Genomic DNA, 16,653 nt, shown 5'->3' with positions numbered 1-16,653 from the left:
CAGGCCTTGCCATTCGCAGACGGCGGCGGCTTGGGTCAGACAATCCAACATGGGCAAAACGCATCGTGATGCAGCAAGCCCGCGATCTGCTCAAAACCGTGTTCGGACATGATGATTTCCGTCCTGGCCAGGAAGAAATTGTTGCCAGTGTGCTGGGCGGTGACGATGTGTTGGCAATTATGCCTACCGGTGGCGGAAAATCTCTTTGTTATCAATTGCCTGCTCTGTGCGGTGATGGAGTTACGCTGGTGGTTTCGCCGCTGGTTGCCTTGATGAATGACCAGGTCGCTCAGTTGCGGCAAAACGGCGTTGAAGCCGGGGCTCTTACGTCCAACAATGATGCCGAAGAGAATGAGCGCGTTTTTACAGCGCTTGATGATGGATCGCTGAAGCTGCTTTATATGGCGCCTGAGCGGATTGCCACATCTCCGGGACTGCTGAACCGCCTGAAAATCAACTTGCTTGCTGTCGATGAAGCCCATTGTGTCAGCCAGTGGGGGCATGATTTTCGCCCGGATTATCTGGAAATCGGCAGACTGCGCGAGGCTCTGGGTGGTGTTCAGATTGCGGCCTTCACCGCAACTGCCGATGAAGAGACCCGCAGCGAGATCATTTCAAAACTGTTCTCGTCAGAGCCAAGGCAGTTTCTGCGCGGTTTTGACCGACCCAATCTGTTTCTTGCCTTCGAGCCCAAAAACAATCCGAAGCGCCAGATCACCGAGTTTGTTGCAGCAAGGCCTGATCAGGCTGGCATCGTCTATTGCTCATCACGGCGCAAAACCGAGGATCTGGCAGAGCATCTGCGCAGCAAGGGTGTAAATGCTTTGCCCTATCATGCAGGTCTGGAGGCAGAACGGCGGCATACCAATCAGAGGCGGTTTTCTCAGGAAGATGCTGTAGTCATGACAGCAACCATTGCGTTTGGCATGGGCGTTGACAAACCGGATGTGCGCTTCGTCGTTCATGCGGATTTACCGAAAACCATGGAAAGCTATTATCAGGAAATCGGCAGGGCCGGACGTGATGGTCTGCCAGCCGATACGTTGTGTCTTTATGGCGTTGACGACATCAAGCTGCGCCGACGGCAGATTGATGAAGGTGATGCGCCAGATGTGCGTAAGCGGGCCGATCATCAACGCCTCAATGCGCTTCTCACTTTGGCAGAAGCTGCGTTATGCCGACGGCAGACGCTGCTTGGCTATTTCGATGAAGCAGCTGACCCTTGCGGGCATTGCGATCTTTGCAAAAACCCCCGGCAGATGTTTGATGCCACACAGGCTTCCCAAAAGGCGCTGTCTGCCATGTTGCGCACCGGGCAGATATACGGGTTAGAGCATTTGGTCAGTGTTCTTGTGGGCGAGGAAACTGACCGCATCAAATCGCAAAAACATGACCAGCTTCCCACATTTGGTGTTGGAACCGAGTTTGACAAATCTCAATGGCGCAGTCTCTTTCGCCAACTGTATGCTGCAGGCTATGCCAATGTGTCCATCGCCCAAGGCTCATGGCAGGTGTGCGAAAAAGCACGTCCTGTGTTGCGCGGTGAAGAGGCGCTGAAACTGCGCTTTCCCGATAAGCAGGCAGAGCGCAAACGTACAAGTGCCAGATCAGCCCCTATTGAACTGAGCAATGTTGCAGATCAGGAACTGCTGAAGGCACTCAAGGTTTGCCGGACTGATCTTGCACGGCAGCAAAATGTGCCCGCTTATGTCATTTTCCCGGACCGCACATTGATCGAAATGGCACAGCACCGCCCGGGCACTCTGTCGGATATGGTTGAGATAAACGGTGTGGGCGCGAAAAAGCTTGAACGCTATGGCGGCGAGTTTTTGCGAGTCATTTCAGACCATTAGTACAAAAGGCTACGAAACTGATTCAATTCCTTGAACGAATGATTCAGCTTAAGAGCATTTTTGTGTTTTAATTCAAAATCTTATCAGATTTTAGTCGACTCACATTACGCTGCGGCAGTTGCTGTTATTACACACCACAACACCTTTGGTGCAGATCGCCTCACTGAGATGTGACTGGAGCGTTATGAGGTAAGGCGCTACATGAGTAGGTGAGAAGAATAAGGAACCAACAACATGGTCGCACGCACAACACTTTTGCTATCATTTGCCTTCAGTGCCAGCCTGATGATGGCTTTGCCGCTGACAACCCAATCTGCGCATGCAGAGATTGGCGGCAAACCGAAAGCTGTTGTGGAGCTGTTTACCAGCCAGGGCTGCTCATCCTGCCCTCCTGCAGACAAGGTCGTTGGTGATCTTGTCGCAGAAGGCGAGGTTCTGGCTTTGACCCTGCCCGTTGATTACTGGGATTATCTGGGCTGGCGCGATACACTTGGCAAACCGGAACATTCCGAGCGTCAACGCGCCTATGCCAAAGGCCGCGACGATCGCAATGTCTATACACCGCAAGCCGTGGTAAACGGACAGGTTCATGTGGTTGGCAGCCGACGTGCCCGCATCGACAATTCCATAGCTAAGTTGCAAGAAGAAAGTTCCGATGCATCCTCGTCACTGCCTCTGGATGTCACACTGGTAAAATCGAGTGAGGCACTGACCATCAGCGTTGATGGGCCTGGTAAAGCTGGTAAGAACACAACAATCTGGCTGGTGTTCTATGATGACGAACACACCGTAAGCATCAACCGGGGTGAAAACCGCGGACAGAAGGTGACCTATCACAATGTGGTACGTGACATGCGCCCGATTGGCATGTGGAAAGGCACCAAAACCGAGATGGTTTTGCCACTGAGCGAGCTTTCAAAAAGCGGTTATGATAATTGCGCCGTCATCGTGCAAACAACAATCGACGGAAATCCTGGCGCAATCCTGGGTGCGGCGACCTTGAATGGGTTGTCCAGCTAGGGTGCTGACCCTAGATCTCTTCGTGGTCTTTCTTGTGCTTCACGGCCCGCTTTTCCATTTTGGTGAAGGCGCGGTTTTTGGTGTGACGCTCTGACAGGCTTTCGGTATTTTGGACTTCTTCTGCAGCCAGTTTCCGCCAGTTGTTCAGCCGATCTGGCGTCAATGTTCCGTCTTTTAACGCGGCCTGCACCCGGCAGCCTGGCTCGGTGTCATGCTTGCAGTCGTTGAAGCGGCACTGGGCTGCCAGTTCCAGAACGTCTGAAAAGACCTGCTCCAGCCCCTCTTTCACCTCAGCCAGTTGCAATTCTCGTATGCCCGGCGTATCAAGCAACCATCCACCGCTTGGCAATTGATAAAATGTTCGGCCGGATGTCGTGTGTCGGCCCTTGTCATCCCCTTCACGCACGGCACCTGTTGCAGCGCGATCATTCCCGCATAGAGCGTTTACGAGGGTGGATTTTCCAACACCGGAGGACCCAACCAGGGCAACGGTTTGCCCACGGCCACACCATTTGGCCAGGCGTGCAACACTTTCGGCGCTGCGTGCATCTACAATTTCAATCTGCAGATTGTCGCCAAGATTGGCGGCAGCGAGCAGATATTTCTCAGGTGATGAGGTCTGATCAGCTTTTGTCAGGACAATGACAGGCAGCACGTCGGCTTCACCTGCCAGCGCCAGATAGCGTTCCAGGCGGGCTATGTTGAAATCCTGATTGCAGGAGGTGACAATGAACAGAGTGTCGATATTGGCCGCAATCAATTGCAGCTTTCGGGCCTTACCCGGCGCACGGCGATGAAACAGGCTGCGTCTCGTCAGCAGCTTTATGGGGCGGTGCGTTGCCTCCTCCAGAAGCAGCCAATCTCCTACTGTGGCAACACTTTCTTCGTCATCCTGAGTGGTGCTGAAACGCGGAATCTGCTCGTCAATTGAAGGGCCGACAATGCGAATACCGCTGCGATGAACTTCAACAACTCTGACCGGAATGCCCTCGGGGATTTCTGCCAACTGTTCTGCAAAAAAGCTGTTCCAGCCCCAATTTTCCAGATCAGAGTTCAAAGAGTTCATGGGCGTGTGAAGGCGACGTGCCAATGCACGCGCACGATGAATGCATCAGTTTTGTTCATTGTAATCATGGCGAAATCTATGTTTAGAGACGGCATCAAGTCAACATAGCGGTTTTGGACCAATCCAGACCAACCAGTATATCCCTGCAATGACAAAGACTTGGGCTACATATTTGGATAAACAGGGCCGCCTCCACCCTCTGGTACTGTCCAGTTAATGTTCTGGTTTGGATCTTTTATATCGCAGGTTTTGCAATGAACGCAGTTTTGGGCATTGATCACAAAGCTTGGTTCACTGCCCTCTTCCACCCATTCATAAACGCCCGCCGGACAATAACGGCTTGACGGCCCGGCATAAACATCATGCTCGCTGGTTTTCTGCAGGGGCAAGTCTTTGACCTTCAAATGGCTTGGCTGATCTTCCTCATGATTGGTGTTCGACAAAAACACAGATGACAGCCGGTCAAAGCTGATCACACCATCCGGTTTTGGGTACACAATTTTTTTGTGCTTTGACGCGGGCTCCAAGGTGGCATGATCTGGCTTTCCATGGCTGCGCGTGCCGAAAAAAGAAAATCCCAGTGTATTGGTCCACATATCAAGGCCGCCCATGGCTATGCCCAGCATGGTGCCAAAACGAGACCAGAGCGGTTTGACATTGCGGACCCGTTTCAAGTCTTTGCCAATATCTGAACCGCGCCAGGCTTCTTCATAGCCTGTGAGTTCATCCTGACTGCGGCCTGCTGCAATGGCCTCAAAAGCATGCTCTGCTGCCATTTTACCAGACAGAACCGCATTGTGAGAGCCTTTGATGCGGGCCACATTTACGAAACCAGCCGAGCATCCAATAAGCGCGCCGCCGGGGAAGCACAATTTCGGTACGCTTTGCCAACCACCTTCCGTGATAGCGCGTGCGCCATAGGACACCCGTTTGGCACCCTCAAAAATGGGCGCAATGGCCAGATGGGTCTTGAACCGCTGGAACTCTTCGAAGGGCGACAGGTAGGGGTTTTTGTAGTTCAGATGGACAACGAAGCCGACTGCCACCTGATTGTCTTCCAAATGGTACAGGAATGAACCTCCGCCTGTGCTGTTGTTAAGCGGCCAACCGAAGGAATGCTGCACCAGACCGGGCTTGTGATTTTCCGGTTTGACTTCCCACAATTCCTTAAGACCAAGGCCAAATTTCTGCGGTTCCTTGCCCTTGTCCAATTCAAACTTTGCAATCAATTGCTTTGCAAGAGACCCGCGCACGCCTTCTGCGATCAAGACATATTTGCCAATCAATTCCATACCGCGCTCGTGAGATGGTTTTGGCGTGCCATCCTTGCCAATCCCCATATCGCCAGTGGCGACGCCCCGCATTGCGCCATTTTCATCATAAAGAATTTCAGAAGCGGCAAACCCCGGGTAAATCTCCACGCCAAGCGCTTCGGCTTTCTCGCCAAGCCAGCGCGTGACATTACCGAGCGAGGCGACAAAATTGCCATGATTGTTCATCAGTGGCGGCATCAGGAAGTTGGGCAGGCGAATGCACCCTGACGGTCCCATGAACATGAAACGATCTTCTGTGACGGGCGTCTTTAAAGGAGTTTCCTCATTCCGCCATTCTGGCAGCAAAGCGTCCAGACCAATCGGGTCTATCACGGCGCCAGAGAGAATGTGGGCACCAACTTCAGCACCTTTTTCCAGCACCACCACTGAAAATTCATCCTTACCGGCTTCCAGCGCCAATTGTCGCAGACGGATGGCTGCCGACAGGCCTGCCGGGCCAGCACCGACAATCACGACATCAAATTCCATGCTTTCGCGCGGTTCCGCCATTGCCTCAGAGTTCTCAGTCATGCTTGTCGCCTTTCAAAATGCCGTTTTTCCAGCATTTTCAAATAAGTGTCGTTCCAGGGTCAAATCTCAATTGAGTCCAGTTAGGGCACCATCTACCCAGAATCCACGCTAATTTCCAGTGACATCTGTTGCCAGGCGCAGGACACGGGTTTTCGGTTGGTGTATAGACTGGTCTTGGTTTTCCGGCTTTTTTTAAGAAACGGGCAGATGCAACACACTGAAACGCTGAAAGAGGTTCTGCAATTCTACGCCGATGCCGGTGTGGATATGGCGCTGGATGAAGCGCCGCACAATCGTCTAGTGGCCCCCAAACCAAAAGCTTACTCTGTTGCTGCCGTGGTGCAGCCAGACCCAGCGCAGCAATCTGCTGCTGCGACACCATCCCCTGCTTCCACGCCGCCTGCCGCTGAAACCAAATCGCATGACGTAAATGTTCAGGAAGCACGAACGCGCGCAGCTTCGGCTGCATCTCTTGATGAATTGATGACGCTTCTGAGCGAATATGAGGGCTGCGGCCTGAAAAAGACCGCAACCAATACCGTATTTGAAGATGGCAATCGGGATGCTCGTATCATGCTTGTTGGCGAGGCGCCCGGACGCGATGAGGATTTGCAAGGCAAACCGTTTGTCGGTCGCTCTGGACAACTTCTGGATAAAATACTGGCCGCTGTCGGGCTTGATCGAACCAATGTCTATATTGGCAATGTCCTGCCATGGCGACCGCCGGGCAATCGTACGCCGACCAATGCTGAAATGGAATTATGCAAGCCATTCATCACGCGCCAGATTGAGCTGATGAACCCGGATCTGCTGGTGTTTCTCGGCGCATCTTCTGCGAAGAACCTGCTGGAAACCACAGACGGCATTTTAAAGCTGCGTGGCAAATGGCGCAGCTACTCCAAAGCTGAAATTCCGGTGTTACCGACGCTGCACCCGGCCTATTTGCTGCGTCAGCCGGCCCAAAAACGTTTGGTATGGCGGGATTTTCTGAATCTCAGGAAAGCTGCCATCCAAAAAGGCATTCTGCCGTCTGACAGCGCATAAATCAGGAACCATTATGTCCCGACTCGATTTATCGAAAGAGTTCATTCCTCTCAAAATCGCCGTGCTGACCATGTCAGATACGCGCTCACTTTCTGAAGACCGCTCCGGCACCGTACTGGTTGAGCGGCTACAGGCGGCCGGACACACACTAGCTGACAGAGCGATCTGCAAGGATGACATCGGACAAATCCAGAAACAGGCGTCCAAATGGATCGCGGATCGCGATATTGACGTCATCATAACCACTGGCGGCACTGGCTTTACTGGCCGTGATGTCACCCCGGAAGCTCTTACGCCCTTGTTTGAAAAACATATGGATGGATTTTCCCATGTTTTTCATCGTGTGAGTTTTGAAAAAATCGGCACGTCCACCATACAGTCCCGCGCGACAGCCGGCGTTGCCAACAGCACCTATATTTTTGCCCTGCCCGGCTCATCAGGTGCCTGCAAGGATGCCTGGGACGGGATTCTGATTTTTCAGCTCGATTACCGGCATCAGCCCTGCAATTTTGTCGAAATCCTGCCACGGCTGGACGAACATTTGAAACGCAGCAAGCTTCAAAGCACCTGATTTTACATCGTTTTTCCACCAATTGGCTTGCACCCAAATTTTGTTCTTGTTTTGTTCTGTTTTTGCATTATCTTGAGGATATGGAGAACAGAACACAAATCATTGGTATGGATACGGCCCGCATTGGTGTGCAGTTTGATCCGCAAAAAGGTCGTGGTGCACTGACAAATGTCAGCGGCCGGTTTGAAACCGTTCAACGTGAAGCCATTGATGATGGCTGGGATCTGGACGAGCAGTCGGAAAAACTGAAAACCCATGTTCAGGTTGAGCATCCAAAGCGCATCATCACGCGCAATCAGTCACCCGACATTTCGTTTGATCGCTCCATCAACCCCTATCGTGGTTGTGAGCATGGCTGTTCCTACTGCTTTGCAAGACCTAGCCATGCTTATATGGGCCTGTCTCCGGGACAGGATTTTGAGTCACGTTTGTTTGCCAAACCGGATGCGGCTGTTTTGCTGGAAAAGGAACTGGCTGATCCAAAATATGTGCCGAAAGTGATCGCAATTGGCACAAATACCGATCCTTATCAGCCGATTGAAAAGACCTGGCGCATAACCCGGTCCATTCTGGAAGTGTTGGAACGGACCAATCATCCGGTCGGGATCGTCACCAAATCCACCATGGTCACCCGTGACATCGATATTCTGTCCCGGATGGCTGAAAAGGGTCTGGTGAAAGTGGCCTTGTCAGTGACGACAATGGACAAGAAGCTGTCGCGGGCCATGGAACCAAGAGCTGCCAGCCCCGGCAAGCGTCTGGAGGCTCTTCAGGCACTGCATGATGCAGGTATTCCAACGACCATGATGGTCGCGCCCATTATTCCCGGTCTGAATGACAGCGAGATTGAACGCATATTGGAAGCTGGTAAGGCCGTCGGCATTGATCAGGCGGGCTATGTAATGCTGCGCCTGCCATTGGAAGTGCGTGACATTTTCCGTGAATGGCTATTGGCCCACTATCCTGATCGGTACCGCCATGTGATGTCGCTGGTGAAATCCATGCGGGACGGTAAAGACTACGATGCGACATGGGGGCGGCGCATGCGTGGCAGTGGTCCCTATGCGTGGATGATTGGCCGGCGGTTTGAAAAGGCCTGCCAGCGGATGAAAATAGGCACAAAGCGCGTTGAACTGCGCACCGACTTGTTTACGCCGCCCTCAAAAGTCGATGATCAGATGTCGTTGTTTGATATTGCCTGCTGACAATAAGACCTGGCTTTCAATAAGGCCCGGCGTTCAACAAGGTCTGGCTTTACTCGGGATAACCCAGGATACAATTGGCACATATCAGCTTCTTCATCTTGCGGCAGTCGGGATTTTTCAACACAGTTGCACGCATGATGATGCGTCTTTTCGATTCTCCCTACAGAGCCCCAGCGGGCCGGCTGATCTCTGCAAAGCCCGATATGGCTATCGAGAGCATCGCCTGCTGTCAGTTGCTGTCGTTTAAGCGCAACGGTGCGGCTTTCAGTCTTCCGCTTTTCAAGGATTTACCCAAGGAGGATCTGGAAGCCGCACCGAAGCTGTTTTCCATTGCAGGGGTCGATGAAGCCGGGCGTGGACCTCTGGCTGGTCCTGTTGTTACTGCCGCCGTCATTCTGAACCCGGCACATATTCCCGATGCTCTCAATGATTCCAAAAAACTGTCAGCAAACCAACGCGAGGTTTTGTTTGAGAGCCTGATTACCTCACACGATATTGCCATTGCCTCTGCAACGCCCCAACGCATTGATGACATCAATATTCGAGCGGCCACCCTTTGGGCCATGGTGCAGGCTGTCAAGGCACTGCCAAGACAGCCGGACGGTGTTCTCATCGACGGGCGCGATGTGCCCGATGGTCTTCCCTGCCCCGGCGGCGCTGTGATCAAGGGCGACGGCCTGTCCCAATCCATTGCGGCAGCTTCAATTATCGCAAAGGTGATGCGCGACCGGATGATGCAGAATTGTGGGCGCGATGCACCCGGATATGGTCTTGAAACCCATATGGGCTACGGCACTGAGCAACACAGGGCAGCCATAACAGCCAAGGGCGGCACGCGGCATCATCGAACCAGTTTCAGGCCTCTACGGGATTTGTGAGCGGTAAACAGGCAATAAAAAAGGCCGGGTGAACCCGGCCTTTCAAAAATTCATATAGCAGTCAGATCAGTTCAGCTTGGCAGCTACATCCTTAATGCTCTTGCCAATCAACTCGTCAGCCAGTTTGCCGCTGACCTTATCTGCGATAATGATCTCGGCCGCTTGAATGGCAACATCAACCGAACGTGTGCGCACATCCTGAACTGCCTGGGCTTCGGCCTGAGCGATCTTGTCCTCCGCCTGCTTCTGGCGTCGGGTGACATAGGCTTCCAGCTTAGCTTTTGCCTCTGTTGCCATCGCTTTGGCTTCACGCTGCGCCTGGCTGATAATATCTTCCGCCTCGCGCTCGGCTTCGCGTTGCTTGCGCTGATACTCAGCCAGCAAAGCCTGTGCCTCTTCGCGCAAGCGCCGCGCTTCTTCAAGCTCAGTGCGGATATCATCACTGCGCTTGTCCAGCCCTTCAGCGATTTTGCCCGGTATCTTGATATAGATCATCAAGGCCAGAAACAGGATCAGACCGATAAGAGCCCAAAAGGTTGCATCAAACGTCATGTCGGTTCCTACGCAGCTTTTTCAGCCGCAGAAACGGCCTTTTCAAGAGCCGCTTTTGTGGGCTTCGTTCCGATCAGTACAGAGACCAGTTCAGTTGTTGTTTCTGTCGCAATTGACGAAACTTCAGCCATGGCCTGCTTCCGTGTCTCATCGATGCTGGCTTCAGCTTCAGCCATTTTCACACCAAGATCGGCATCAACCTTGGCCTGCTCGGCATCCACTTCGGCTTGCGCCTTGTCGCGCGCAACAAGTGCAATGTCATGGGCCTTCTTGCGTGCTTCAGCCAAAGACTGTTCATAAGAAGCAATTGCTTCCTCTGACTCGTCTTTGAGCCGTTGCGCTTCATCAAGATCGCTCATGATCCTATCACGGCGCACTTCAAGGATGTCGCTAAGACGCGGCAAAGCGACTTTTGACATCAGCCAGTAGAGCACACCAAACGTGATCGCCAGCCATAACAGCTGCGACCCAAATGTCGATGGATCAAACGGGGGAAACGATCCTGCCGCTTCCGCACCATTTTCTGGTGTTGTGGTGGCCACGGTCTTCTACTCCTAAAAAGCTCTGGATACGGCGGGCGAACCCGCCGCATTGAAGTCTTTGCTTACGCGAAGAGCAGCAGAAGAGCGATCAGAAGAGAGAAAATACCGAGGGCTTCTGTCACGGCAAAACCGAAGATCAAACGACCGAACTGGCCATCTGCTGCGGAAGGGTTGCGAAGTGCGCCAGACAGGTAACTACCAAAAATCTGGCCAAGACCGATAGCTGCGCCGCCCATTCCAAGGCATGCGATACCAGCGCCGATTGCTTGTGCTGCTGCAAGTTCCATTTCAATGCTCCTTAAGCGTTAGTTTAGCCGGTCGTTGTCTAAAATGACCGGAATTGGGTTGAAGATTAGTGACCAGGATGAACCGCATCATTGAGGTACATGCAGGTCAAAACAGTGAAGACATAGGCCTGAAGGAAGGCCACGAGAAATTCCAGACCGGTCAGTGCGACGGTCATAATGAGCGGAAGAATTGAACCAACAACTCCGATGGCTCCCATCGCTGAGAGACTTGTTACAAAGCCCGCAAACACCTTGAGGGTGATGTGACCTGCCAGCATATTTGCAAACAGACGCACCGACAGGCTGATCGGACGCGAGAGGAATGAAATGATCTCAATCGCAACAACCAACGGCATCAGGATGGCAGGAATGCCGCTTGGAACAAACAGTTTAAGAAATCCGAACCCATGGCGCATGAAGCCATAGCCAATGACTGTCAGAATCACCAGCATTGCCAGCGCAAATGTTACGATGATGTGGCTTGTGACGGTGAAGAAGTACGGGAACATCCCGAACAGATTGGCAAACAGAACAAATACAAACAGAGAAAACACCAGTGGGAAGAAACGCATCCCCTCCGAGCCAGCGGCATCTCGTAAGGTCTTGGCTACAAATTCGTAGCTCATTTCTGTCATGGACTGCCAACGTCCTGGTACCAATGATCGGCTGCTGGAGCCAAGCATCAGAAATGCTGCGATGGCAGCGACTGTGGCGATCATGAAGACCGCGGAGTTTGTCAGGGCAAATTCCACCCCACCCACTTCACCCAAAGGTGCAAGTTTGGAGATTTGAAACTGATGAATAGGATCGCTTGCCACAGATCTCAGCCTTTAATTTTCTAACTCTTTAGCCACAGATCAACCCTTCTTCGAGCCGTCCCGCGGTTTTTCAAATGGCTTCTCTACCGCACCGATGGAACGCAGAACGTTCATCACCCCGGCAGCAAAGCCAAGTAGCAGAAATATGATGAGACCAAAGGGCGAACTGCCCAACCAGCCATCAATCACATATCCAAGCCCCGCCCCCACCAGAATACCAGATACAAATTCTGCACCTAGCTTCAGGCCTTGCCCCAATTCCGAATTACCGGACCTGGACTGCTCAACCTTCTGGCTTTTTCTGCTGTCCTCACGATCGAGCCGTGATTTCAACTGATCCAACCGGGCATCGAGGTCAGTATTTGTTTGCTCACCCGGGTCTTCAGGGCGATTTTGCGCACTCATACCGTTCTCGCAGATTTTCTGCCAAATTCGAGCGCAACATAGTTGTGCCTCCTGTCAGTGTCAAGCATTGGCGACCGCACCTTAAGTTTTTGAAAAATATGCATTTTTAAGGTTTATTACCAACAGATGCGACGATTAGTTTGCTGCAATAGCGAGCAAGCGTGCGATATCGTCGCTTTTTTTGGCTCATTAGCTGGCTTCAAGGTACTCTTCTGCAGTCTGCAAATCCACTGAAACCAGCTGTGATACCCCACGTTCGGCCATTGTAACGCCAAATAGACGGTCCATGCGCGCCATTGTGATGGGATTATGGGTGACAATAACGAATCGCGTGTTTGTCTGCCGATTCATTTCATCAACAAGCGAACAAAAGCGATCAACGTTCGCGTCATCCAACGGTGCATCCACCTCGTCCAGTACGCATATCGGTGCCGGGTTGGTCAAAAACACGGCGAATATCAGCGCCATTGCTGTCAGCGCCTGCTCCCCACCAGACAACAGTGTCATGGTCTGAGGCTTCTTACCCGGCGGACGCGCAATGATTTCCAGACCGGCCTGCAGCGGATCGTCGGATTCGGTCAGCTTTAACTCGGCCTGCCCGCCGCCAAACAGGTGTGAGAACAAATGCTGGAAGTGACCGTTCACAACTTCAAATGCGGCCAGCAGGCGTTCGCGCCCTTCCCTGTTGAGGCTCTGAATCCCCAGGCGCAAGCGGCGAATAGCTTCTATCAGATCGTCCCGTTCTGCAGTCAGCCCCTCTAATTGGGTTCCAACCTCGGTTGCTTCCTCCTCTGCGCGCAAATTTACGCCGCCAAGGCGCTCCCGTTCCGTTTTCAGGCGGTCCAGCCGTTTATCAATCGAATCAGCGTCCGGAAGAACGGCATCGACCGCAAGGCCGGTTTTCTCTCTCAGTTGTGAGGGTTTGCACTCGATGACATCGTCAATGCGCGTCTCGATGTCGGCAAGACGCTGCTTTGCGGATTCACTGCGTTCTTCTGCGCGCACCTGCGCTTCCCGGGCCTGGCTCAATGCAGCCAGGGCTTCCTTGGCCAGCCGATCAGCTTCGCGCAGCTCATTCTCGCCTACAGCGCGCGCATCTGCGGTTTGCGCCCTTGTCGTCTCTGCTTTTTCAATTTGGGTCAGGAGTGATTGGCGGCGGTGCAAAAATGTGTCCGGTGCCTCATCCAGCGTGGTCTTTTCGCGAATGTGCTCATCCAGCCGTTCCTGCAGGCTCGCAATCTGCTTTTGGGCATCGGACAACCGGCGCTGCCAATTGGTGCGCTCATTTGCAATTGCCGCTAATCGTTGGCCTCGCAAAGCCGCCTCGCGTTCCTGCCCCTGTAGAGCTGCGCGCGCCTCGGCTGCAATACTGCGCGCTTCGGCGATTTTCACACGCAAATCCCCAATCGGTTCATCCTGGGTCGTCTGGGTGGGCAATGCCTGTAATAGCTGACTTGCTTCATCCAATTGTGTTTGAGCTTCCAGAATGGTTGCTTCAAGGCGTTTTTGGGCTTCTTCCAACGCCGCCTTGCGATTGGAAATGCGGCCGCGCTGTTGCTCTGCCTTAATCAGATCTTCCTGCGCCTGTGATTGTCCCTGCCGCACTTGCCTTAGCTTCTGACGCAAAGACTGTTCCGTCTCTTCTGCGTGGCGCAATTGCGCGACAATGTCCTGCCAGGTCGTGTTCAAGCTCGCGACAGTGCGTTCTGCGTCTTCTGCGCCGGCTTCCAGTTCTGCAAGGCGGTTCTTGTTCTCAAGCCGCAGTGCTGCAGCGGATGGGGCTTCGCTGGCCATGACGAACCCGTCCCAGCGCCACAGATCACCTTCTCGGGAAACGAGCCTTTGGCCGGGTTTCAGCTGCTTTTGCAGGTTCGGTCCCGTGTCTTTGCTGACCAGACCTATTTGACTAAGCCTGCGGTGCAACAGCTTGGGCGCCTTGATGAATTGCAAAAGCGAAATCGCCCCGTCCGGCAAGTCAGCATCGGGCATGACATCACCACCGCCATCAAGTGCCCGCCAATGCGTTGGCGCATTGGCATCTATCGGCACATCAATATCGTCACCAAGCGCAGCGCCAAGGGCCGTTTCCAGGCCGGGTTCGACCGTAAGCGCGTCAACCAGCGGCGGCCACAAATCGGTTTCGTCAACCTGCAGAACGCGGGCAAGGGTTTTTGCTTCAGTCTGCAGAGCCCGTAAATCCTGTTCGGCCTGTCGCAACGGCTTGCGTGCCTCAGCATCCTGCTGACGCAGATTACGCAAAACAGCTTCCGCCTCTTCCAGAGCCGCCTCCATGTCTCCAACATCTTGCAGCCTGTCAGCAACGCGCTTCTGCAAATCTGCCAGAACCGTGTCTGACCCCAATTGAGCTTCAATCTGTTCCAGTTCCTTGGCAACCGAGTGCTTCTGCGCCTTGTGCTGCGAGACAGACCGCTCGCCCTCCGACACAACACGCTGCAACTGGTTGCGCTCGGCCAGATTGGCTGCCTGTAACCGATTAAGTTCGGCGAGTTCCTGCTCCAGGGCCTGAAGCACCGTCTCTCTGGTTTCCAGATCGGTTTTCAGCGTTTTGACCTGGCTGGACTGCTGGTCCGTTGCGGCCTGAAGTGCCGTTTCTTCCTCGGCAAGTTTGGCCAGATTATCGTCATTGTCTTTTGTGAGCTGCTGTTCGCGACCAAGATCATGGCGCAATTGATCAATTCGGGCGGCAAGTTCGGTCTGACGGTTTTTTGACCGTGCTTCTTCCGCCTCCAAAGCATTGCGCGCCACATTCATGGTTTGCAAAGCAGCACCTGCTTTAGCCTCAGCCTCCAGCAATTTTGGCATTTGATCGCGTAAAACCGCTTCGTTCCTGGCTGCGGCAGCCTGCGCCTGTGTTCGGCTGCCCATATCCAGAGTGACTGTTTTAAGCGCCTCACCGGTTGTTTCGAGGGTTTTTTTGGCCTCTAGCCATTGCAAATAAAACAGAGTTGCCTCTGCCTTGCGAATTTCGCCGGAGATGTTTTTGTAACGGCTGGCCTGCCGGGATTGTCGCTTCAGCCCATCCAATTGGGTCTGGATTTGTGTCAGAACATCTTCAAGTCGGTCGAGATTGGTTTCAGCGGCCCTAAGGCGCAGCTCCGCTTCGTGACGGCGCGAATAAAGTCCGGAAATGCCAGCCGCCTCTTCCAGAATGGCGCGGCGGGCTGTCGGCTTGGCGCTGATCAACTCCCCAATCTGCCCTTGCCGAACCAGTGCCGGCGAACGTGAACCGGTGGACGCGTCAGCAAACAGCAATTGCACATCACGTGCGCGCACATCCTTGCCGTTTATTTTGTAGGCAGACCCTGCCTCGCGCTCGATGCGGCGCGTGACTTCCAGAATGTCCGCATCATTGAAGGCTGCCGGCGCCGTGCGGTCGGCATTATCGACGAACAACGTCACTTCAGCGGTATTACGGGATGGACGATTGAGCGAGCCGGAGAAAATGACATCGTCCATTCCGGACGCACGCATGTTTTTATATGAGCTTTCGCCCATGACCCAGCGCAAGGCTTCAACCAAATTGGATTTGCCACAGCCGTTTGGCCCGACAATGCCGGTCTGGCCATCCTTGATGAAAAATTCAATTGGATCAACGAAGGATTTAAAGCCCAGAATTCTGAGCTTGTTGAACATCATATCACGGCCCCCACAATCGCGGGAGTAAAGATGTTCAAAAATATCCTGTAGGCGGACTTCTTACAGACAGGCCACGCAGAGTTCGCTCGCGCGAGGCCCTGCCCCGCGCGCAGCAAATATGAGCAGGCTTTAGAGCAATGGCTCGATGACTGCGTCCATTTGTTCAATCGTCAAAGACCCTGTCTGGCGGGAGCCGTTGATGAAGAAGGTTGGTGTTGATGCAACCTGAAACTCTTCAGCAGCCCGTTTTCTTACCCAATTTACACCGTCAAGAACCTCTTGATTAGTCAAGCATTCCTTGAAGGTCTCCTGTGTAAAACCTAGCTGAAGCGCCATTTTTTGCAATTCTGCGACCACATTCTCGGCACCGGCCCATTCCCGCTGGCGTTCGAAGAATGCATCCACAACCTCAAAATAAGTGCCCTCTGGCGCACAGCGCGCCAACATGGCGACGGCCATGGCAACCGGATCAAGCGGGAATTCGCGGAAGATAAACAGGACCTGCCCGTTGTCCACATACTTCTCTTTGAATGGCTTGTAGGTGTTGTTGTGGAAATTGGCACAATGGCCGCATGTCATGCTGGCATATTCAATGACAGTCACGGGTGCGTTGGCTTCACCCAGGGTCTTTTCGCCCATGGGTCCGGCAACCATCAGCTCTTCCACATCTACTGAAGATGACTGAGCGAAGGCAGAGCTGCCAAGGACCGGGGTCAAACCGCCAGCGGCCAACAGACCGGCACTGTGTTTCAACATAAGTCTGCGGGAAATCATTGGGGCGTCTCCTTCGAACGAAAATTATTGGCAAGCACTGCCTTGCTATCATCGTGTGGTGGCACAAGGGGCAAAAGAAAGGCAAATGAAATTTTCGTTATGAAAACAATGTCTGCCGGCCACAGTCCGCGCGGCAA

15 protein-coding genes are annotated in these 16,653 nt (G+C 53.3%); 6 read left to right on the top strand and 9 right to left on the bottom strand.

Annotation, left to right across the window (positions count from 1 at the left end; genetic code table 11):
- The first annotated feature begins 68 nt into the window (after positions 1-68).
- Both recQ and RAL91_RS11775 read left to right on the top strand, forming a co-directional pair.
- Complete coding sequence (recQ, locus tag RAL91_RS11780) at positions 69-1,853, top strand: DNA helicase RecQ (protein WP_306262908.1); 1,785 nt, start codon at positions 69-71, stop codon at positions 1,851-1,853.
- A 234-nt stretch (positions 1,854-2,087) separates the two neighbouring features.
- Positions 2,088-2,873 (top strand): thioredoxin family protein, encoded by a 786-nt coding sequence (locus tag RAL91_RS11775; RefSeq protein ID WP_306262476.1) that lies wholly within the window; start codon positions 2,088-2,090, stop codon positions 2,871-2,873.
- Positions 2,874-2,883: 10 nt separating this feature from the next.
- Here RAL91_RS11775 and rsgA read toward each other — a convergent pair whose 3' ends face one another.
- Together rsgA and RAL91_RS11765 are read right to left on the bottom strand one after the other, a co-directional pair.
- The gene (rsgA, locus tag RAL91_RS11770) at positions 2,884-3,939 is read right to left on the bottom strand and encodes a ribosome small subunit-dependent GTPase A (protein ID WP_306262474.1); all 1,056 of its coding nucleotides are present in this window, start codon (positions 3,937-3,939) and stop codon (positions 2,884-2,886) included.
- 164 nt (positions 3,940-4,103) lie between these two features.
- Positions 4,104-5,783 (bottom strand): electron transfer flavoprotein-ubiquinone oxidoreductase, encoded by a 1,680-nt coding sequence (locus tag RAL91_RS11765; protein ID WP_306262472.1) that lies wholly within the window; start codon positions 5,781-5,783, stop codon positions 4,104-4,106.
- A 207-nt stretch (positions 5,784-5,990) separates the two neighbouring features.
- Between RAL91_RS11765 and RAL91_RS11760 the strand changes: the two genes are divergently transcribed.
- From RAL91_RS11760 to RAL91_RS11745, 4 genes are all read left to right on the top strand, one after another.
- On the top strand, positions 5,991-6,827 hold the full coding sequence (locus RAL91_RS11760; RefSeq protein WP_306262470.1) for a uracil-DNA glycosylase: 837 nt from the start codon (positions 5,991-5,993) through the stop codon (positions 6,825-6,827).
- 13 nt (positions 6,828-6,840) lie between these two features.
- Positions 6,841-7,398, top strand: a complete 558-nt coding sequence (moaB, locus tag RAL91_RS11755; protein WP_306262468.1) for a molybdenum cofactor biosynthesis protein B — start codon at positions 6,841-6,843, stop codon at positions 7,396-7,398.
- 80 nt (positions 7,399-7,478) lie between these two features.
- On the top strand, positions 7,479-8,603 hold the full coding sequence (locus tag RAL91_RS11750) for a PA0069 family radical SAM protein (protein ID WP_371932510.1): 1,125 nt from the start codon (positions 7,479-7,481) through the stop codon (positions 8,601-8,603).
- A gap of 74 nt (positions 8,604-8,677) precedes the next feature.
- A complete protein-coding gene (locus RAL91_RS11745) occupies positions 8,678-9,481 on the top strand; it encodes a ribonuclease HII (RefSeq protein WP_306262467.1) in 804 nt (267 codons plus the stop codon).
- A gap of 66 nt (positions 9,482-9,547) precedes the next feature.
- On the opposite strand, the gene RAL91_RS11740 is transcribed toward RAL91_RS11745, so the two are convergent.
- The 7 genes from RAL91_RS11740 to RAL91_RS11710 form a co-directional block, all read right to left on the bottom strand.
- Entirely contained in the window at positions 9,548-10,033 is a 486-nt protein-coding gene (locus RAL91_RS11740; protein ID WP_306262465.1) for a F0F1 ATP synthase subunit B, read from the bottom strand.
- Positions 10,034-10,041: 8 nt separating this feature from the next.
- Positions 10,042-10,575 (bottom strand): F0F1 ATP synthase subunit B, encoded by a 534-nt coding sequence (locus RAL91_RS11735; protein WP_306262463.1) that lies wholly within the window; start codon positions 10,573-10,575, stop codon positions 10,042-10,044.
- 62 nt (positions 10,576-10,637) lie between these two features.
- Entirely contained in the window at positions 10,638-10,862 is a 225-nt protein-coding gene (locus RAL91_RS11730; RefSeq protein ID WP_306262461.1) for a F0F1 ATP synthase subunit C, read from the bottom strand.
- 65 nt (positions 10,863-10,927) lie between these two features.
- Positions 10,928-11,680: a F0F1 ATP synthase subunit A gene (locus tag RAL91_RS11725; protein ID WP_306262459.1), complete on the bottom strand. Its 753-nt coding sequence runs from the start codon at positions 11,678-11,680 to the stop codon at positions 10,928-10,930.
- Between the two features lie 39 nt (positions 11,681-11,719).
- On the bottom strand, positions 11,720-12,085 hold the full coding sequence (locus RAL91_RS11720; protein ID WP_306262457.1) for an AtpZ/AtpI family protein: 366 nt from the start codon (positions 12,083-12,085) through the stop codon (positions 11,720-11,722).
- Between the two features lie 189 nt (positions 12,086-12,274).
- Positions 12,275-15,742 (bottom strand): chromosome segregation protein SMC, encoded by a 3,468-nt coding sequence (smc, locus tag RAL91_RS11715; RefSeq protein ID WP_306262455.1) that lies wholly within the window; start codon positions 15,740-15,742, stop codon positions 12,275-12,277.
- 129 nt (positions 15,743-15,871) lie between these two features.
- Complete coding sequence (locus tag RAL91_RS11710; protein ID WP_306262453.1) at positions 15,872-16,516, bottom strand: DsbA family protein; 645 nt, start codon at positions 16,514-16,516, stop codon at positions 15,872-15,874.
- Positions 16,517-16,653 lie beyond the last annotated feature (137 nt).

The organism is Pararhizobium sp. IMCC21322 (genome assembly GCF_030758295.1).
Classification (GTDB): domain Bacteria; phylum Pseudomonadota; class Alphaproteobacteria; order Rhizobiales.
This window is presented reverse-complemented; position numbering and strand designations above follow the sequence as displayed.